The organism is Thermococcus prieurii (assembly GCF_054657655.1).
The window spans coordinates 453876-471440 of record NZ_BAAHYH010000001.1; the positions used below are offsets into that span (position 1 = coordinate 453876).

At 54.7% G+C, this 17565-nt stretch carries 17 protein-coding genes and 4 tRNA genes; 8 read left to right on the forward strand and 13 right to left on the reverse strand.

Going from position 1 to position 17565, the window contains the following annotated elements:
• Positions 1 to 39: 39 nt before the first annotated feature.
• A tRNA-Met gene (locus ACYQ04_RS02610) sits at positions 40 to 147 on the forward strand.
• 563 nt (positions 148 to 710) lie between these two features.
• Here the strand turns inward: ACYQ04_RS02610 and ACYQ04_RS02615 are convergent.
• Positions 711 to 798, reverse strand: a tRNA-Leu gene (locus ACYQ04_RS02615).
• A 37-nt stretch (positions 799 to 835) separates the two neighbouring features.
• Complete coding sequence (locus ACYQ04_RS02620) at positions 836 to 1606, reverse strand: DUF835 domain-containing protein (RefSeq protein WP_460127124.1); 771 nt, start codon at positions 1604 to 1606, stop codon at positions 836 to 838.
• A gap of 81 nt (positions 1607 to 1687) precedes the next feature.
• Here ACYQ04_RS02620 and ACYQ04_RS02625 point away from each other — a divergent pair.
• Together ACYQ04_RS02625 and ACYQ04_RS02630 are read left to right on the forward strand one after the other, a co-directional pair.
• Positions 1688 to 1765, forward strand: a tRNA-Lys gene (locus ACYQ04_RS02625).
• A 71-nt stretch (positions 1766 to 1836) separates the two neighbouring features.
• Positions 1837 to 3045 carry a DEAD/DEAH box helicase gene (locus tag ACYQ04_RS02630; protein WP_460127125.1) on the forward strand — a complete coding sequence of 403 codons (1209 nt, stop codon included), beginning with the start codon at positions 1837 to 1839 and terminating at the stop codon, positions 3043 to 3045.
• 154 nt (positions 3046 to 3199) lie between these two features.
• Here the strand turns inward: ACYQ04_RS02630 and ACYQ04_RS02635 are convergent.
• From ACYQ04_RS02635 to ACYQ04_RS02655, 5 genes are all read right to left on the reverse strand, one after another.
• A tRNA-Ser gene (locus tag ACYQ04_RS02635) sits at positions 3200 to 3286 on the reverse strand.
• A 12-nt stretch (positions 3287 to 3298) separates the two neighbouring features.
• Positions 3299 to 3607, reverse strand: coding sequence for a 30S ribosomal protein S10 (gene rpsJ, locus ACYQ04_RS02640; protein ID WP_012571711.1), 309 nt, complete (start codon positions 3605 to 3607; stop codon positions 3299 to 3301).
• 46 nt (positions 3608 to 3653) lie between these two features.
• The gene (tuf, locus tag ACYQ04_RS02645; protein WP_460127126.1) at positions 3654 to 4940 is read right to left on the reverse strand and encodes a translation elongation factor EF-1 subunit alpha; all 1287 of its coding nucleotides are present in this window, start codon (positions 4938 to 4940) and stop codon (positions 3654 to 3656) included.
• 291 nt (positions 4941 to 5231) lie between these two features.
• Entirely contained in the window at positions 5232 to 7430 is a 2199-nt protein-coding gene (locus tag ACYQ04_RS02650) for an elongation factor EF-2 (protein WP_460127127.1), read from the reverse strand.
• Positions 7431 to 7529: 99 nt separating this feature from the next.
• On the reverse strand, positions 7530 to 7820 hold the full coding sequence (locus tag ACYQ04_RS02655; protein ID WP_460127128.1) for a hypothetical protein: 291 nt from the start codon (positions 7818 to 7820) through the stop codon (positions 7530 to 7532).
• 90 nt (positions 7821 to 7910) lie between these two features.
• Here ACYQ04_RS02655 and ACYQ04_RS02660 point away from each other — a divergent pair, with 90 nt between their 5' ends.
• Positions 7911 to 12083 carry a DEAD/DEAH box helicase gene (locus tag ACYQ04_RS02660; RefSeq protein WP_460127129.1) on the forward strand — a complete coding sequence of 1391 codons (4173 nt, stop codon included), beginning with the start codon at positions 7911 to 7913 and terminating at the stop codon, positions 12081 to 12083.
• On the opposite strand, the gene ACYQ04_RS02665 is transcribed toward ACYQ04_RS02660, so the two are convergent.
• The 4 genes from ACYQ04_RS02665 to pepQ are packed head-to-tail and all read right to left on the reverse strand — an operon-like array spanning position 12080 to position 13628.
• Complete coding sequence (locus ACYQ04_RS02665) at positions 12080 to 12181, reverse strand: type II toxin-antitoxin system RelE family toxin (protein ID WP_460127297.1); 102 nt, start codon at positions 12179 to 12181, stop codon at positions 12080 to 12082. The two genes, ACYQ04_RS02660 and ACYQ04_RS02665, sit on opposite strands and share 4 nt — an antisense overlap.
• Positions 12178 to 12336: a type II toxin-antitoxin system RelE family toxin gene (locus tag ACYQ04_RS02670; RefSeq protein WP_460127130.1), complete on the reverse strand. Its 159-nt coding sequence runs from the start codon at positions 12334 to 12336 to the stop codon at positions 12178 to 12180. The genes ACYQ04_RS02665 and ACYQ04_RS02670 overlap by 4 nt, the downstream gene beginning before the upstream one ends.
• Complete coding sequence (locus ACYQ04_RS02675) at positions 12326 to 12523, reverse strand: hypothetical protein (RefSeq protein WP_460127299.1); 198 nt, start codon at positions 12521 to 12523, stop codon at positions 12326 to 12328. Before ACYQ04_RS02675 ends, ACYQ04_RS02670 begins: the two co-directional genes overlap by 11 nt.
• Before the next feature lie 52 nt (positions 12524 to 12575).
• On the reverse strand, positions 12576 to 13628 hold the full coding sequence (gene pepQ / locus ACYQ04_RS02680) for a Xaa-Pro dipeptidase PepQ (protein WP_460127301.1): 1053 nt from the start codon (positions 13626 to 13628) through the stop codon (positions 12576 to 12578).
• A gap of 84 nt (positions 13629 to 13712) precedes the next feature.
• Between pepQ and ACYQ04_RS02685 the strand changes: the two genes are divergently transcribed.
• From ACYQ04_RS02685 to ACYQ04_RS02700, 4 genes are read left to right on the forward strand one after another with little or no spacing between them, the layout of a single operon-like run.
• Positions 13713 to 14378 carry an HAD family hydrolase gene (locus ACYQ04_RS02685; protein WP_460127131.1) on the forward strand — a complete coding sequence of 222 codons (666 nt, stop codon included), beginning with the start codon at positions 13713 to 13715 and terminating at the stop codon, positions 14376 to 14378.
• Positions 14379 to 14413: 35 nt separating this feature from the next.
• Entirely contained in the window at positions 14414 to 14680 is a 267-nt protein-coding gene (locus tag ACYQ04_RS02690; RefSeq protein ID WP_460127303.1) for a 50S ribosomal protein L35ae, read from the forward strand.
• Positions 14681 to 14721: 41 nt separating this feature from the next.
• Complete coding sequence (locus ACYQ04_RS02695; RefSeq protein ID WP_460127132.1) at positions 14722 to 15852, forward strand: tRNA (guanine(10)-N(2))-dimethyltransferase; 1131 nt, start codon at positions 14722 to 14724, stop codon at positions 15850 to 15852.
• Entirely contained in the window at positions 15833 to 16930 is a 1098-nt protein-coding gene (locus ACYQ04_RS02700; RefSeq protein ID WP_460127133.1) for a VIT1/CCC1 transporter family protein, read from the forward strand. Before ACYQ04_RS02695 ends, ACYQ04_RS02700 begins: the two co-directional genes overlap by 20 nt.
• Here ACYQ04_RS02700 and ACYQ04_RS02705 read toward each other — a convergent pair.
• Together ACYQ04_RS02705 and vapB are read right to left on the reverse strand one after the other, a co-directional pair.
• The gene (locus ACYQ04_RS02705; RefSeq protein WP_460127134.1) at positions 16927 to 17325 is read right to left on the reverse strand and encodes a type II toxin-antitoxin system VapC family toxin; all 399 of its coding nucleotides are present in this window, start codon (positions 17323 to 17325) and stop codon (positions 16927 to 16929) included. The genes ACYQ04_RS02700 and ACYQ04_RS02705 overlap by 4 nt on opposite strands.
• Positions 17312 to 17533, reverse strand: a complete 222-nt coding sequence (gene vapB, locus ACYQ04_RS02710) for a type II toxin-antitoxin system VapB family antitoxin (protein WP_460127135.1) — start codon at positions 17531 to 17533, stop codon at positions 17312 to 17314. Before vapB ends, ACYQ04_RS02705 begins: the two co-directional genes overlap by 14 nt.
• Between the last annotated feature and the right edge of the window lie 32 nt (positions 17534 to 17565).

The following is a 17565-nucleotide window of genomic DNA, read 5'->3' on the forward strand; positions in this document are numbered from 1 at the left end:
AACGCCCGCCGGAAGGTATAGGTCGAGCGCTCGGGCAGTGCCGGGGTAGCTTAGCCTGGTCAGAGCGCTCGGCTCATAGGGCCACTCCCCCTCGGGGGAGCCTGAGAAACCGAGAGGTCCGGGGTTCAAAGCCCCGCCCCGGCACCACAGAAACTTTTCTGGCGAAAAGTTTCATCAAAGTTAGTAGCTCCTTTTGGAAAGCGATATTTCGGGTGAGTTTCTCTTCAGTTGGCTGTTTTGAGTGTGAGAACATCTCAAGTTGCTCCTTGTTGTGGGTTTGAATTTAAATCGACGCCCAAAGGGCGTCAAAGGAAAATAAACCCTTTGAAAGGGCTGTTTTGGTTGGTTCTCTCTTGTAACGCTCGATTTTCTCAGTAAAATCTTCTTCCTTTGAGCCTTTGAGCGAGAGCTACGAGCTTTTGGTGAAGCTTTTTCCAAAAGTTTGTGATTCTTCTTCAAAGCTCCGACATAATAGGATTTCAAAACCAAGCCAGCCGTTGGAAGTTTGAATTCATTGGATTAGGGCCTTCCACGCGGGTTCCATTTACCCGCGCTCCAAAGGAGCGCAAAAAGGCTTGAACCCCTTGTTAAAAGACGCCCTTAGAGAAATTCACATTTCCACAGGAGCAATCAAGAGAAATCCACTCAAAGAACAGCAACTCAAAAGAGAACCACAAACTTTGATGAAACTTTTGCTTGGCAAAAGTTTCTGGTGCGGGGGCGGGGATTTGAACCCCGGAACCCCTACGGGACGGGACCCTCAATCCCGCGCCTTTGACCAGGCTCGGCAACCCCCGCGTTGCCAGATATAAGGGCGTTGGGGCCTTTATAAATTTTACGGTTTCTGGAGGGGCAACCTCTCGAACTCCCTCATCAGCATGTTCATCTGTCTGTCATCGAGGGTCTTCGGGTCAACTATTACGACCATCCCTGCATTCCTCGTGAGAAGGTTGTCCTTCAGGTTCATGAGGAACTTCATAACGGGCTCAAAACCGTTGTTCAGGATTAAGTACTCAAGCCCGTCCACGATTATGAACGTGTTCTCATCTGCGTCTGAGAGCACCCTGTGAAGGAGAGGGGCAAGTTCCGTCGGCCTTACGGTGTTTTCAGCGGGAACGTTGCTAATCCAGATATAAGGGATGCCATGCTCTTCGTACGGTTTTGGATGTCTCGTGATTGCAAGAAGCTGTTTTCCCTGGAGGAGAGGTAGTATCTTCGATGGCACCACAAGACCTGTTATGTACGCTCCAGGTTTTAGAAAACTCGGTCCTTTGGTCACGACTTTTGGTCTTACCGCTCTGATTTGTTTCTTCATTTGAAACGCCGTCACGACGATGATTGTCATACCAACGGCAACGAGAACATCGTCAAGAACCTTCGTGAGCTCCGTCTTGTACAGGTCGTTAAAAACGTTCTCAAGGTAGCCGAGCCAGAAGATAAATATTCCTAGAAAAACTCCCCTCAGAGTTTTCCTATCCACGTAGCTTGTCAGAATGTCGCGGAGCGAGTAGACTACCACAACGGCGGAGGTAAGGGTGGCGAAGGCAACAATCTCGGCAAGAAGCTTAACTGTTTGAAATCCCCCGGCCAACCACTTCGCCCCCATGTTCTCTTTGTTTTTGGGACTAATAACGGTTGCGAACCGAAAAATTTATAAATACACTTCCCCTCTATGGTTTCGGGTCGTGGGCCGGTAGCTTAGCCTGGTTAGAGCGGCGGACTCTTAATCCGCAGGTCGGGGGTTCGAATCCCCCCCGGCCCGCCAAAACGCGTTTCTCCTCGGCGCGTTCTGAGAGGGAGCGCGTTTGAGACTTCAGTGTTAAGGAGATTTGAAAAATGAGTTTTAAGGAGCTTGGCTTATCGAAGGCCTCCGTTGAGGCCGTTGAGAGAAAGGGTTTCTCAGAACCCACGGACGTTCAGAGGGAAGTTATACCGCTCATTCTCGACGGAAAGAGCGACGTTGTTGGTCAATCAAAGACCGGGAGTGGAAAGACAGCGGCCTTTGGCCTCCCAATCCTCGACCTGGTTGATGAGCGTAGAAAGGAAGTCCAAGCACTCATTCTAACGCCGACGAGAGAGCTGGCAATACAGGTGAGTGAGGAGCTTCGCTCGCTACGCGGGAAGCGGAAGATAGACATTTACGCCGTCTATGGAGGCCAGCCGATAGGGCCCCAGATAAGGGCCCTTGAGAGGGCTCAAATCGTCGTTGGAACGCCCGGCAGGGTGCTCGACCACATAAGGCGCGGAACGCTCAGACTTGACTCGCTCCGCTTCTTCGTCCTCGACGAGGCAGACAGAATGCTTGATATGGGCTTTCAGGAGGACATTGAGGCAATCTTCCGGGCCACTCCAAGGGAAAAGCGCGTGATGATGTTCTCGGCGACGATGCCGATGGACGTTCTGTTGCTCGCCAAGAAGTACATGAAAAACCCCGAAGTTGTCATCGTGAGTAGGGACGAGCTGGTTCCAGGCGAGGTCGAGCAGGAGTTTATAGAGGCCGTCCCGGCGAGGCGCTACGGAATCCTCAAGAAAATCCTGAGCGAGGACTTCTACGGCATAATCTTCTGCCAGACGAAGGTGGAAACTCGGGAACTGGCGGAGAGGCTCAGGAGGGATGGTTTTAAGGCCGAGGCCCTCAACGGGGACATGAGCCAGCCATCAAGAGAGAGGACCTTTGGAAGGTTCAAGCGCGGGAAGACCGAGATTCTCGTGGCGACAGACGTTGCCGCGAGGGGGATTGATGTCCCTGAGATAAGCCACGTTGTCAACTACTCAATCCCCATGAACGCTGAGCAGTACATCCACAGGATTGGAAGAACAGGTAGAATGGGGAAGAAGGGGAAGGCCATAACCTTCATCGCGCCCGGTGAGCTAAGGAGGCTCAGGTACATAGCGAGGCAGGCAGGGGTTGACGTCAGGAAGTCGGAGCTGAGCGAGGAACTTCCAAAGGAGTACAGGGAAATGGTTCGGCGTGACGAGCTTGAGAACGAATACAGGCACAGGTGGGGCAAGAAGAAGCCGAGGCAGAGAAGAAGGCGCTACTGAGTCCACTTAGTCTCTGTTCTTTTATCTTCTCCGCTTATTAACTCCACTCCATTGAGAATGTTGAATCAGAAAACGTGCTTTTCTGTGTTTGGTATTTGCCCAAAAACTATTGCACGAGACTAGTTCCAAGGAGAATGAGATGACAAAAGGAGTTTGGCGCCGGGGCAGGGATTTGAACCCTGGCGGGCAAGCGCCCACGGACTCTCCAGGCCCGCGCCTTCCCAGGCTAGGCTACCCCGGCGCATAAAGGAAATCAGGAGATGAGCTCAATCTCGATGGTGACGTCCTCAGGAACGCGGATGCGCATAATCTGGCGCATGGCCCTTTCGTCGGCCTCGATGTCGACGAGCCTCTTGTGAACGCGAAGCTCGAAGCGGTCGAAGGTAGCAGTACCCTCTCCGTCGGGGCTCTTTCTGGTAGTAATCCTTATCCTCTTGGTCGGGAGCGGTATGGGACCGCTCATTCTGACACCGGTCCTCTCGGCAATCTGCTTAATCTGGTCGGTGACCTCGTTGAGGGCCTTGATGTTCGTACTTGCAAGCTTAATCCTCGCCTTCTGCATTTCCGTCCCTCCTAAAGTTTAGGAAGTAAAGGAAAGGCCGAAGAAATCACTCGGCCTTCTGGATGGAGATAACCATACCGGCGGCAACGGTCTGGCCCATGTCACGGATGGCGAACCTGCCGAGCTGCGGTATCTCCTTGACCGGCTCGATGACCATGGCCTTGGTCGGCCTGAGGATGACGATGGCTGAGTCACCGGTCTTGATGAACTGCGGGTTCTCCTCGAGGACGTTACCGGTCCTCGGGTCGAGCTTGGCGAGGAGCTGCTCGAACTTAACAGCAACCTGGGTGGTGTGGGCGTGGAGGACCGGGGTGTAACCGATGGTGATGGCGGTCGGGTGGTTGAGGACGATTATCTGGGCCTTGAAGGTGTCCTTCGGCCTGACGACGGTCGGCGGCTTGTCGGTGTGTCCGGCAACGTCACCGCGCTTTATGTCGTTCTTACCAACGCCACGGACGTTGAATCCGATGTTGTCACCCGGGTAAGCCTCCTGGAGAGGCTCGTGGTGCATCTCGATGGACTTAACCTCACCCTGGATGGGCTTGTGGAAGATGGTGCTGGCCGGCTCGAAGATGACGACGTCACCGACCTTAAGGACACCGGTCTCGACACGGCCGACCGGAACGGTACCGACACCCTTGATGGAGTAGACGTCCTGAATCGGAATGCGGAGCGGCTTGTCGGTCGGCTTCGGCGGCTCGGGTATCTGGTCAAGGGCCTCGATGAGGGTCGGACCGTTGTACCAGGGCATCTTGTCGCTCTTCTTGACGACGTTGTCGCCCTCCCAGGCGCTAATCGGGATGACCGGGAAGTCCTTATAGCCGAGCATCTTGAGGAGCTTCTCGACCTGGGCCTTGACCTTCTCGAAGGCCTTCTGGTCGTAGTTGACCATGTCCATCTTGTTGATGGCGACTATGATGTGGCCGATACCAAGGGTCCTGGCAAGGAAGGCGTGCTCCTTGGTCTGGGGCATGACACCGTCGGTGGCGGCGACGATGAGAACGGCGGCGTCAGCCTGGCTGGCACCGGTAATCATGTTCTTAACGAAGTCCCTGTGGCCCGGAGCGTCGATGATGGTGATGTACCTGTGCGGGGTCTCGAACTTGGTGTGAGCGACGTCGATGGTGATACCCCTCTCGCGCTCCTCCTTGAGCCTGTCCATGACCCAAGCGAACTTGAAGGACTTACCCTTCTCACCCATCTCCTCGAACTTCTTGATGATGTTCTCCGGTATGTTGGCGGTGTCAAAGAGCAGCCTTCCGATGGTGGTGCTCTTTCCGTGGTCTACATGGCCTATAAAGACGATGTTAACGTGCGGCTTCTCCTTCGGCATTTTCAAACACCTCCAGTTTTTGGTCTAGTCTCGTTGACTAGGACGGCTTTTTAAATCTTTCGAACCTCGGCCCCCTCGGGCGGGGAACCCGCCGTTTACGGGGGGACCTCATGAGCTCCGACCCTAACTTGAGGGGCGAGTTTAAAAAGTTAACTAATCGCCCTTAAACGCGTATCTGTCAAAATCAGGCCTCCTATTCTCGGAGCGAGAGGATTGGACTGAAGAACGGACCGAAATGTGAACCAAAGTCAAAATTCAAGAAAGGTGAAGAAACGGAAAGCCGGGACGGCTTCACTGCTGCGGGCAGACGTCCTTCTCGGTCGGCGGGTTCGGGTCGAGGCCCTTCCTCTGGCGTATCTGCCTGATGATGTTTACGGCGAGCTCGCTCGGAACGCGCTTGAATCCGGCGTGCTCGGTGCTCCAGAGGGCCCTTCCGCTGGTGGCTCCACGGATGGCTCCAGCGAATCCGAACATCTCCGCAACTGGAGCCTCGGCGATTATAATCATGACCTCGCCTTCCTGCCTCATGTCGATGAGCTGACCGCGCCTCTGGTTGATTTCCCTGCTGACGGCACCCATGTACTCGTAGGGAACGTTGATGATGACCTTCTGGTACGGCTCGTAGAGGACCGGACCGGCCTTCATCATGGCGCAGTGGATTGCAGTCCTGATGGCCGGGTAAATCTGGGCCGGACCGCGGTGGACGTTGTCCTCGTGTATCTTGGCATCGTGGAGCCTGACGATGACCTTCATGACCGGCTCCTTGGCGAGCGGTCCCTCGTCCATCGCCATGTGGAATCCGTCAACCAGGAGGTCCATGACCTCGTTGAGGTACTGGATACCCTTGGTGTTGTCGAAGAACATGTTGCCGTTGTAGACGTCGACGATGCCCTTGGCCATCTCGTAGTCCATGCCGAGCTCGGCGAGCTTCTTGGCGACCTCCTTCGGGTTCTTGGGCCTGCCCTCTGGGATTATGCCCTCCCTTATTGCCTCGTAAATCTCGTCGGGCATCGGCTCGACGGTGATGTAGAACCTGTTGTGCTTGTTCGGGGACTTTCCTTCGACTATCGGGCTCTTCTTGGTGACGCTCTCGCGGTAGACGACTATCGGCGGGGAAACGTCGACGTCAATCTTCCAGTCTTCCTTGAGCTTGACGAGCTTGACCTCGAGGTGGAGCTCACCCATACCGCTGAGGAGGTGCTGGCCAGTTTCTTCGTCAATCTTGACGTGAAGGGTCGGATCCTCCTTGGCGAGCTGTCTAAGGGCCTCGATGAGCCTCGGGAGGTCCTTAACGTTCTTGGCCTCGATGGCAACGGTAACGACCGGCTCGCTGACGTAGTGGAGGGCTTCGAACGGCTCAATCGGCTCCTCTGAGACGGTCTCACCGGCCATGGCGTCCCTCAGACCGGTGACGGCGACGATGTTTCCAGCCGGAACGGCCTCCATGTTAATCCTCTCGGGACCCATGTAGATACCGACCTGCTGAATTCTCGCTTTTCTCTTGCTGTTGATGAGGTAGACTTCCTTACCGCTCTTGACGGTACCACTCCAGACACGGCCGGTAGCAACCTCACCGGCGTGCTTGTCGATGATTATCTTGGTGACGACCATAACCATCTTGCCCTTCGGGTCACACTTGAGCATGGCCTGGCCGACATCGCTGTTTATGTCGCCCTGCCAGAGGTGCGGAATCCTGTACTTCTGGGCCTCAAGCGGGTTCGGGAGGTGCCTGACGACCATATCGAGAACGACGACGTGGAGCGGGGCCTTCTGCCTGAGGGTCTTCAAGTCGTTGGCGTTGGTGAGCTCGACGATGTCCTTGAAGGAAACGCCGGTCTTCTTCATGAACGGGACGCTGAGGGCCCAGTTGTAGTAAGCGCTTCCGAAGGCGACGCTACCGTCCTCGACCTTGACCATCCACTGGCTCTTGAACTCCTCGGGGGCGTAGCGCTTGATGAGCCTGTTGACGTCGGTGATTATCTTGGCGAAGCGGTTGAGTATTTCGTTCGGGCCGAGCTTGAGCTCCTTGATGAGCCTGTCAACCTTGTTGATGAAGAGAACCGGCTTGACGTACTCGCGAAGGGCCTGCCTGAGAACGGTCTCGGTCTGGGGCATGACACCCTCAACGGCGTCAACGACGATGATGGCACCGTCTATGGCACGCATGGCCCTGGTAACGTCACCACCGAAGTCAACGTGACCCGGGGTGTCGATGAGGTTGATGAGGTAGTCCTGGCCCTCGTAGTTGTGGACCATCGAAACGTTAGCCGCGTTGATGGTGATACCTCTCGCCTGCTCCTGCTCGTCGAAATCGAGGACGAGCTGCTTTCCGGCGAGCTCCTCGCTTATCATTCCAGCACCGGCGAGCAGGTTATCGCTCAGCGTGGTCTTACCGTGGTCAATGTGAGCGGCGATACCCATGTTCCTGATTCTCTCAGGCTGGGTCATGAGTTCCTTAATCTTCGCAATCATCTCTTCCCTTCTTCCCATAACGCACCACCTTTGGATGAGCTTGTCGGCTTAACTTAAAAGGCCCGGTTATAAAGCTTTTCCCGGTCGATACTGAAGCCGAATTCTGAGCAGGTCAAGCTACTTAAGCCTTTTGGGTGGGAGCCGGTACCTCACGACGTAGCGGCCGTGCTCGAACTCGTCTTCCTCTGCCTCAAGAACCCCCACCGGCTCAAGCTCAAGGCCAAAATCCATCGCCTCCCACTTGATGTCGTCGAAGTAGTCGTACAACCCGCAGGTGGCGCAGAAGGAACCCTCAAACTCTATGATTACCTCGTCTCCCTCGAGCTTTAGAATCCTCGCGCTGGCCTCGCTACCGTGGAGGCGGTTGAACTCGTCAAGAACCTTCCTGAGCTTCTCCTCGACCTCCATTCTCCCACCGGATTTAGTTCGCCAAGCCCACTTAAAAAGTTTGCTTAACCAACCGAATAGTTTAAAAACCGAAAGTCCAATGGGTGGCAGATGGCGGGGAAAAGAATACGGTGGGCGAGAAGGGAATACAGCGATGAGGAGATATTCTCAATCCTCAGCGAGCCGGTTAGGGAGTGGTTCAGGCGAAAGTTCGGAAGCTTCACGCCCCCACAGCGCTACGCGGTTATGGAAATTCACAAAGGTGAGAACGTGCTCATCTCCTCGCCGACCGGCTCCGGAAAAACGCTCTCCGCTTTCCTTTCGGCCATAAACGAGCTGATTCTCCTCGGAAAGGAGGGCAAACTCGAGGATAAAATCTACGTCCTCTACGTCTCACCGCTGAGGGCTTTGAACAACGACATAAAGCGCAACTTAGAAGGACCTTTGGCCGAAATCAAGGAAGTGGCTAGGGAGCTCGGTTACAATTTGTCCGAAATCCGCGTCGGCATAAGGACGAGCGACACGTCGAGCTACGAGAAGAGCAAGATGGTGAAGAAACCGCCCCACATTCTAATAACCACCCCTGAGAGCCTCGCAATAGCTCTAAACGCCCCCAAGTTCCGCGAGAGGCTGAAGACGGTGAGATACCTTATCATAGACGAGGTTCACGCTTTAGCGGAGAACAAACGTGGTTCCCACCTGGCTTTGAGCGTTGAGAGGCTCCAGGAGATGGCCGAGGAGAGATTTGTGAGAATAGGTCTCAGTGCGACGATACACCCGCTCGAGGAGATAGCGAAGTTCGTCTTCGGCTTCGATGACGAGGGGAAGCCGAGGCCGGGCCTCATCGTTGACGTTAGCTTCGCCAAGCAAACAGAGATTAAGGTCGAGAGCGTCGTCGAGGACCTAATCTACACTCCTGCAGGAGCGCTGAGCGAGGCGCTCTACAGGAGGCTGGCGGAGCTTATCAGGGAGCACAGGACGACGTTAATCTTCACCAACACGAGGAGCGGTGCCGAGAGGGTTGCATTCAACCTCAAGAAGCGCTATCCCGAGTTTGAAGGCCTCATAGAAGCGCACCACTCAAGCCTGTCGCGCGAGGTTAGGCTGGACGTGGAGGAGAAGCTGAAGAGGGGCGAGTTAAAAGCTGTCGTGTGCGTTTCGGGTCATTCCAAAATTATTACCCCCAGAGGCATTAGGAGAATTGACGGTCTTGGTGTAGACGAGAAAATCGTGGGAGTTAAAGAATCAAGGAGTCGTTTTGTTGAGTTTGGGGGAACTCACAGAATCGAATACAACTCGACTGGTGTCAGGCTTAAGACAAGGCTCGGCTTTGAAGTTGAAGCCACGCGGGAACATAAGTTCCTGACGATAAAGGATGGAAAGCTCACCTGGGTTGAGGTTGAGAAGCTTAAACCGGGTGATTACGTTGGAGTTCTGCGCAGGTTGCCAAGTCCGGATGAAGAAGTGCCCATTTTTGAAATCCTCCCGGACTCCGCATACCTGCACCTTCGGACTGAATTTCTAAGGGAGCTGAAGAAGAACATTCAGACTAAATTCTGTTCAATTAACGCTTTTGCAAGAAAGCTAGGCATGAGTGGAAGCTACTTATCGAGGCAACTCCGAGGGGAGTATCCATTTAGGTGGAGCAAACTAAAAGTGGTCCTCCAGGAAGTTGGAATGACCCTTGACAAAAGCGATGTGGTGAGGATAACTTCCGACAAAAACAGCTACGAATTGCCGAAGAGGTTCACACCTGGGCTGGCTCGATTGCTCGGTTTCTGGATTGCCGATGGTTCGTGGAAAGGTGGCACGGTAACGCTGTTCTCCAGCGATTTGGACATGCTTAAGCATTATGCCAAGCTCGCCAAAGAGGAGCTTGGAATCGAGGGAAGCATAAGAAAGCAAAACGAGAGTACGTATTCTCTTGAGCTTTCCTTTAACGTTCTTCTTCACATGTTCAGAGAGTTCGTTGGGGATGGGGGCAAGAAATCCCTCAACGGCAGATTTCCAGAGATACTCTACCGCCTTCCAAAGGAGCACAAAGCTCAGTTTCTCTCAGGGTACTTCGATGGTGATGGGTACCTTGAGATAAAAGAAGGCAGGCGAGTGTATTCAGCGGGCTTCGCTACGTTCAACCCCGAGTTCGCCGAGGGGATACGCACTCTCTTGCTTCAGCTCGGAATCGTTGCCTCCATCAGGAGAAGGTATTACAATGAACGGCAGCTCTTCAGGGACAGAGAGATAAGAAAGACCGGGACGTCTTACACCGTTGCCATCTTGGGAGGAGAGTACCTCAGGAAATTTGGGGAGCTAATCGAACCTTGGCGTCCAGAACTTAGGAAGATAAAGGAAATCCCCAGGGAAGGGTACTCCAACCAAGATGTAATCCCAGGAATCGGCAAACGCCTGAGAAAGCTCCGGGAAGCACTTGGTATCAGCTCTTACAGGCTTCAAAAGGCTGGCTTTTATAATCCCGTGAAAGTCGAACTCGGAACCCGTGAAATCAGCAGAAGAAACTTGGTGAAACTTCTCGATTTTTACGAGAGGGTTGCAAGAGAGAAGAGGAGGGAAAACATAATTCCTGAAATCGAGGAGCTTAGAAAACTCGCCGAGGGAGACGTTTTCTTTGATAGAATTGAATCCATTGAACCTGTTTTCATCACCGATGCTTATGGCATATTGAACTCCGAAACAGGGAACTACGTTGTCAATGGCTTCGTCTCAAAAAACAGCTCGACCAGCCTTGAGCTCGGAATAGACATTGGAACGATTGATTTGGTGGTTCTAATCGGCTCGCCGAAGAGCGTGAACCGCGCTTTACAGAGAATAGGGAGGGCCGGCCACAGACTACACGAGGTCAGCAAGGGAGTTATTTTAGCCCTCGATAGAGATGACCTGGTCGAGGTCACCGTTTTGGCGCACAACGCGAGGAACAGGCGCTTAGACCGCGTCAGAATTCCAAAGAACCCGCTCGACGTCCTCGTCCAGCACCTCCTCGGGATGGCCTTAAACAAAGTCTGGGAGGTTGATGAAGCTTACCGCGTTGTCAGAAGGGCTTATCCATTCAGGGATTTGCCCTTCGAGGACTTCATGAGCGTTTTGAAGTATTTGGCCGGGGAATACGCCGGACTGGAGGAGCGGAAGGTCTACGCCAAGGTATGGCTGGAGGACGGGAAGTTCGGAAAGCGCGGAAAGATGACGAGGGCGATTTACTACATGAACGTCGGCACGATTCCAGATGAGGCTAAAATCAGGGTTTACACAATGGACAAAAAGCTAATCGGAACCGTTGAGGAGGAGTTCGCCGAGAGGCTGATGCCCGGCGACATCTTCGTCTTAGCTGGAAGAACCTACGAGTTCGTCAAGAGCAGGGGCAACAAGCTCTACGTCATCCCGCGCGAGGGCGCCAAGCCGACCATTCCAGCGTGGTTCTCCGAGATGCTCCCGCTCAGCTTCGATTTAGCGGTGGATATTCAGCGGTTTAGGGGGGAGGTTAAGGGGCTACTCAGCAGGAAGGACGCCGTTAAAAGGTTGATGGGGAAGTACGGGATAGACGAGAAGGCCTCGCGCGCCATAATCGATTACTTCCGCGAGCAGGCGAGGTATTCGGTGGTTCCCGACGACGAGACCCTTCTGGTGGAATTCGTTCCAGAGGACAAAAGGAACCGCTACTTCTTCCACACGCTCGTAGGGAGGCGCGCCAACGATGCGTTAAGCAGGGCCTTCGCTTACCTCGTGAGCAAGAAAAAGAACTGCAACGTCGGGATAGTGATAAACGACAACGGCTTTGCTTTGCTCCTTCCGCCGGAGGTCGAGCTGAGCGAGGAGGAAGTGATGGAGCTTTTCAAGGTTGAGGACCTGAGGGAAACGTTAAAGCGGGCCCTGGACAACACCGAGCTTTTGAAAAGACGCTTCAGGCACGTCGCCAACCGCGGGTTGCTAATTTTGAGGCGCTACGTCGGGAGGAGCAAGAGGCTCGGCAGGCAACAGGTCATGGCGGTCTCGCTACTCAAGGTGCTCAAGGAGAACTACCCCGACTTCCCGCTCCTGAAGGAGGTCTACCGCGAGATTATGGAGGACAAGATGGACGTGGAAAACGCTGAGCTTTTCCTGAGCTGGGTTCGGGAGGGGAAGATAAGGGTGGTCTTCCAGAGAAACGCCGTTCCGAGTCCCTTCGCCTTCAATCTGGAAGCTATAGGCTCGAGCGACGTGGTTCTGATGGAGGACAGGAGGGAACTGATTAAAGCCCTGCACAGAAAAATAATGGCGATGATAGGGGATTAGAGACCGTAAACGTTTTCTCTTCTCCCTATGCGAACGACGTAGACCGTCTTTGAGTCCTCGTCAACGCTGTATATTATGCGATAATCTCCAACCCTTATGCGATAAAACGGATAACCCTAAGCTTTTTATACTGTGTGAACCAGGGATTCTGACTGAGTTTAAGAAGGGCCCCCTTTACTAGCTCCCTGTCATTGGGGGGCAGTTTCTTAATGTACTTCAGAGCGTTTCTCGAAAGAACGACCTCATAGCTCATGGAGAACCTCCTCGAGCTTCACGCCCTTTTTCTTAGCGTCCTCCAACTCAGCCATCAGCTCCTGAAGCTCATCCTCATCGGCTTCGAAATAGCCCGCAAAGCTGTCAATCTTCGAGTTGAGCGCTCTAAGCTCCCCTTTAATCTCGTGAAGCTCTTGGAGGATGAGTTTCTCAACGCTCTCCATCATTACCACCGCCAGGTTGTTAATACGCATCGGTGGAATAAAAAGTTATGTGGAATCAGATTAGCTCCCTCTCCGTCCTCGTCAGCCTCCTGGCCCCGTTTTCGGTTATGACTATCGTGTCCTCTATCCTGACCCCGCCGAACTTTGGAAGGTAGATGCCCGGCTCGACAGTGACGACCATACCGGGCTTGAGGACGGTCTCGTCGCTCTGGTTCACGCCGGGCCACTCGTGTATCTCAAGGCCGACGCCGTGTCCCGTTGAGTGGATGAAGTAGTCCCCATAGCCGTACTCCCTGATGACGTCCCTAACGATTGTGTCGAGCTCCTTCGCGGTTATTCCCGGCCTCGCCATCTCAACGCCCTTCATCTGGGCCTCGAGGACAGCCTGATAGATGTCCTTCTGCTTCTCGTTGGGACTGCCGACCACGATGGTCCTCGTCGTGTCGGAGTTGTAGTGGTTGTAGAGCGCACCTTCGTCAATGACGACGAACTCACCCCGCTCGATTCTCTTGTCGCTCGCGACACCGTGGGGAAGGGCCGAGCGCCAGCCACTCGCGATTATCGTGTCGAAAGCCGGCTTCTCAGCGCCGTTCATCTTCATGACGTACTCCATCTTGGCGGCTATTTCCCTCTCGCGCTTGCCCTCGCTTATCTCCTCTATGGCAACGAGCATCGCCTGGTCCGCTATCTCGCACGCGGCCTGAATGACCTCAAGCTCCTCCTTCGTCTTTATCATCCTGAGCTCCTTTATGACGTCATCAACGGTCACGAACTCTTCAGCTCCGAGCTTCTCGCGGTAGCTCTGGACGGTTGAATAAGCGGTTCTCCCCTCGATTCCGAGTTTCCTCAGCTTGAAGGACTTGAGCCTCTCGAAGAGCTCTGGCCCGCGCTTGAATGCCTCAACGGGAACGCGCGAGGTTTCTTTGGCTTCCTCATACTCAAGCTGGGGAACGAGGAAGAGCGCCTCGTCAGCCGTTACGAGCAGGTAGCCGCCGAGAACGGGGGCAGAGTCCGTGAAGTAGTAAAGGTTTGGTCTGTGGGTTATTATTACGCCGTCCAGTTCCTTTTCGGCTATGTATTCCCTGAGCCTTTCGATTCTCATGACCACCACCGGGTGAAGTTGGCCGGGCAGGATAAAACGGTTTCGGAAGGAATATAAACTCCGGGGCGAAACCCCGAACAGGTGTTAAGCGTGACGGTTTACCTCTTCGACTTCGACGGAACGCTCGTTGACAGCACCGGCGCGGTAGAGAAGGCGTTGAGGATAGCCATCGAGAAGACGATTCCAGCGGTGATTGAGAGCGACCTCTACGACGAGTATTACAAGGCACTCTTCCTATTCATCAAGGGCAAGCTCACCTACGGCCACCTCGGCGTCATACACGAGCTCGTGGCTCAGGGGACAATCCACGAGTACTACAACCTAATGCCCAAGTACATCAAGGACTTCCCCTTCGCCCGTGAAGTCGTCAGGGAGCTCAGAAAGCGGGGACGGAAGGTGATAAGCTTCTCAGGCGAGCACACCTACCCGGGCGGAAAGGTCATCTTCATGAAGAAGACCAACTGGTACGACGAGTTCGACGAGGTCATAACGTTCAAGGGGACAAAGGACATGCTCAAGAAGTTCGAGACACTCAGAGAGCTTTACCCGGAGGAACCCTTCGTGTGGATTGACGACAGCCCAAGTCGCTTCACCTACGTCCTCGACGAGAACACGCTCCTCGTTCAGAAGGCCTCACCTTACAAGAGCGACGTTCCGCTCCTCTTTGACCGGGTGAACTTCGTGAAGATAAAATCCATCCGAGAGGTTCTCGAGATAGACGATGGCCTAAGCGAGTTCCTGGGCGATAAAACTTAAAAATCCAGCCCCTAAATCAAGGCCGGGTGAGGGCGATGGCGAGGGTGAAGGCTGTCGTCCTCTCCTACGCGGGTTCTCACGAGCACCAGGACAACCACAGAATGATTCTCAAGCCCATCGGAATCGACGACAGGGGAAGCGCGGCCCAGCTCATCGGCAGGAAGGTCGTCTGGAGGACCCCGACCGGCAGGAAGATGTTCGGCAGGGTCATCAAGACCCACGGCAACCGCGGTGAGGTCAAGGCCGTCTTCAAGCCCGGTCTTCCTGGGCAGACCCTTGGGGACATCGTCGAGATTCTCTAAACCTTTAAAGCCCCTCAACCCTTTTCTTTACGGGTGGGAGAATGGAGCTGATTGAGGTCAGTGAAGGTTCCGCGAGGTTCCTCGTACCGAAGGCAGAGCGGATTTACGACGCGCCGGTCTTTTACAACCCCGTGATGGCGCTCAACAGGGATATAAGCGTCCTCGTCGCCCGTGCTCTTGAACCCAAGAGGGTTCTCGACGCGCTCTCAGCGACCGGCATCAGGGGAATCCGCTACGCCCTCGAAAGTCCAGCGGAGGAAGTCTGGCTCAACGACATAAGCGACGAAGCATACAGCCTGATGAAGCGGAACGTTGCCCTCAACTTCGAAGGGGAGCTCTACGAGGAGGGCGACCGCTCCTACCTCTGGGGCGAGAAGCTAATAGTCATAAACAAGGGCGACGCCAACAGGCTGATGGCGGAGAACTTCCGCTACTTCGATTTGGTTGATTTAGACCCCTTCGGCTCGCCGATGGAGTTCCTTGACACTGCTTTGCGGAGCGTGAAGAGGAGGGGCGTTCTGGCCGTTACGGCAACGGATACCGGAGTTCTTTGCGGGGCCTACGCGAGGGCCTGCGTGAAGAACTACCTCGCGAGGCCGATAAGGGGCGAGCTGTGCCACGAGGCCGGTTTGAGAATCCTCATCGGGACGGTGGTTAGGTACTCAGCCAAGTACGACCTTGGAGTTGAAGTTCTCCTCGCCTACTACCGCGACCACTACTTCAGGGCCTTCCTCCGGTTTAAGAGCGGGGCGAAGAAGGCCGAGAAGAGTCTTGCCCAGCTCGGCTACCTATGGCAAGATGAGAACGGAAGGTTCACCTATGAGAAAGCCTTCCTCCCAGAGAAGCCCAAGGCCTTCGGCCCGATGTGGCTCGGCCCGCTGAAGGATTCGGAGTTCATGGAAAGGATTTCGAAGGAGCTTGAGACCTTTGAACCGGCTCATAAGAAAACGAGGCCCTTTATAGAGCTACTCGCGGGCGAACTCGACGTCCCGTTCCACTACGACACCCATTCACTGGCGCGGAGGAACGGCCTGGAAGTGAGGAAGGTGAGCGAAATAATTGAAAGACTTGAGAAACTCGGCTACAGGGCGAGCAGAACGCACTTCTCGCCGACCGCGGTAAAAACCGATGCCCCCTTTGAGGTGGTGCTCGATGTCCTCAGAGGCGATTAAGCTCGCAAGGCGCTTCTACCTTGACGAGTGGGCCGACGCGGAGCTGTACGGGAGGCTCGCCGAGTGGGAAAAGGACGAGAAGATAAGGGCGGAGTTCAAGCGTTTGGCCGAGCTTGAGCGCTGGCACGCCGAGTTCTGGAAGTCCTTCCTCGAGAAGAGGAACGAGAAATCGCCGAGGCCGAGGGTGAACCGACTGACTGTATGGGGCGTCAAGCTCCTTCGGAAGTTCCTCGGGCCGGGTTCCGTCGCTTCCCTCCTTGAGATGGGTGAGAACAGCGCGATAGAGAAGTACTTCCGCTTCCTCAACGAATATGCACGCGAAATGAGCGATGAGGAGCGCGAAACCCTCAGGAGGGTAATCCTCGACGAGATAGAGCACGAGAAGTTCTTCCGCGAGGAGGAGAAGGCCTTCCACGTGGAGAACATCAGGGACCTCGTCCTCGGAATGAACGACGGCCTCGTCGAGATACTCGGGGCAGTTACGGGCCTCTCGGCGGTTTACCCGAACAACCCCCAGCTCGTTGGGATAAGCGGTCTCATCGTTGGAGTTGCCGGCGCGCTCTCGATGGCGATAGGCACCTTCGTCTCGGTCCGCTCGCAGAGGCAGGTCAAGGAGTCAATCCGCTCGAGGATCGAGGTCCTCTTCGAGGTCTCGCCCGAGAAAACGGCTGAGGAACTCAGGGAAAAGCTGGTAGAGGGCGGAATGCCCGAGGACATGGCTAAGGAGATAGCGGAGAAGCTCAAGGACAACCCCGATGCCGTTAAAAAGCTCCTTCTTCCAGAGGCCGAGGAGAACGAGGTTCGCGCCGCGTTGTATACGGGCTTATCGTACCTTCTCGGCGTCGTCTTCCCTGTTACACCCTACTTCCTGGCCTCGAACTCGCTCACGGCGCTCGCCTTCTCGATACTCTTCGCGGGTTCGGCTCTCGCGATAGTGGCGACGCTGATTTCGCTCCTCTCGGGAATATCGGTCAAGAAGAAGGTCGCGGAGATGGTCGCGACAGGCCTTGGCGCGGCGTTCCTGAGCTACCTCTTCGGAAGGGCGATGGAGGCAATCTTCCACGTCTCGGCGCTTTAGAGGTAGACCACCTCAACGCCGAGCTTTTCCGCTATTTTTCCCTGCCTCTCATCGGCCGTCGCGAGCTTTCCGTACTTGAGGGCCTGGGCGATGTAGAGGGCGTCGTAGATTGGTATGCGGTGCTCGACCGCTATTTTCCTTGCCTCCGTTAAGTAGTTGGTCCCGTCCTCGAGGAGAATGACGTTCGGGAGGAAGTCTATTACCCTTGACCGTCTCTCAAATTCCTCCCGCGATATCTCCCCGTACAGGACGTGGTGCTTCCAAAGGGCGTTGGAGACCTCCGTGAGGGCGTAGTCCAGCAAAACGGCGTTGCCCATCAGGAGTTTCTCTACTTCCTCCCAGCCCGGCTCGATGAGGACGTACTTCGCCAGAATGGAGGCGTCAATTACTATCACGGTCCTCCCTCACGTACCTTTTTGCGGTTCCCGCTTTGGCTGGCGTTCCACCCGCGAGCAACTCGTGCATAATCTCAAGTGTCCTCTTTTTCTCCTCCTCGTTTATCCTCGTCGCTATGAACCGCCGTATCTCCTCGCTCCAGTTGATGTTGTACTTCTTCATCTTCTCCTTAAGCTCGTCGGGAACGCGGACGCTTATGACCGCCATACAACCACCGTTTACAAAAACGAATTACAGGA

Excerpts from the sequence above, each read along its gene's own strand:
- ACYQ04_RS02620 (WP_460127124.1), bottom strand. The coding sequence starts at position 1,606 with ATGGGGGCGAAGTGGTTGGCCGGGGGATTTCAAACAGTTAAGCTTCTT.
- ACYQ04_RS02630 (WP_460127125.1), top strand. The coding sequence starts at position 1,837 with ATGAGTTTTAAGGAGCTTGGCTTATCGAAGGCCTCCGTTGAGGCCGTT.
- rpsJ (WP_012571711.1), bottom strand. The coding sequence starts at position 3,607 with ATGCAGAAGGCGAGGATTAAGCTTGCAAGTACGAACATCAAGGCCCTC.
- tuf (WP_460127126.1), bottom strand. The coding sequence starts at position 4,940 with ATGCCGAAGGAGAAGCCGCACGTTAACATCGTCTTTATAGGCCATGTA.
- ACYQ04_RS02650 (WP_460127127.1), bottom strand. The coding sequence starts at position 7,430 with ATGGGAAGAAGGGAAGAGATGATTGCGAAGATTAAGGAACTCATGACC.
- ACYQ04_RS02655 (WP_460127128.1), bottom strand. The coding sequence starts at position 7,820 with ATGGAGGTCGAGGAGAAGCTCAGGAAGGTTCTTGACGAGTTCAACCGC.
- ACYQ04_RS02660 (WP_460127129.1), top strand. The coding sequence starts at position 7,911 with ATGGCGGGGAAAAGAATACGGTGGGCGAGAAGGGAATACAGCGATGAG.
- ACYQ04_RS02670 (WP_460127130.1), bottom strand. The coding sequence starts at position 12,336 with ATGAGCTATGAGGTCGTTCTTTCGAGAAACGCTCTGAAGTACATTAAG.
- ACYQ04_RS02675 (WP_460127299.1), bottom strand. The coding sequence starts at position 12,523 with ATGATGGAGAGCGTTGAGAAACTCATCCTCCAAGAGCTTCACGAGATT.
- ACYQ04_RS02690 (WP_460127303.1), top strand. The coding sequence starts at position 14,414 with ATGGCGAGGGTGAAGGCTGTCGTCCTCTCCTACGCGGGTTCTCACGAG.
- ACYQ04_RS02695 (WP_460127132.1), top strand. The coding sequence starts at position 14,722 with ATGGAGCTGATTGAGGTCAGTGAAGGTTCCGCGAGGTTCCTCGTACCG.
- ACYQ04_RS02700 (WP_460127133.1), top strand. The coding sequence starts at position 15,833 with ATGTCCTCAGAGGCGATTAAGCTCGCAAGGCGCTTCTACCTTGACGAG.
- vapB (WP_460127135.1), bottom strand. The coding sequence starts at position 17,533 with ATGGCGGTCATAAGCGTCCGCGTTCCCGACGAGCTTAAGGAGAAGATG.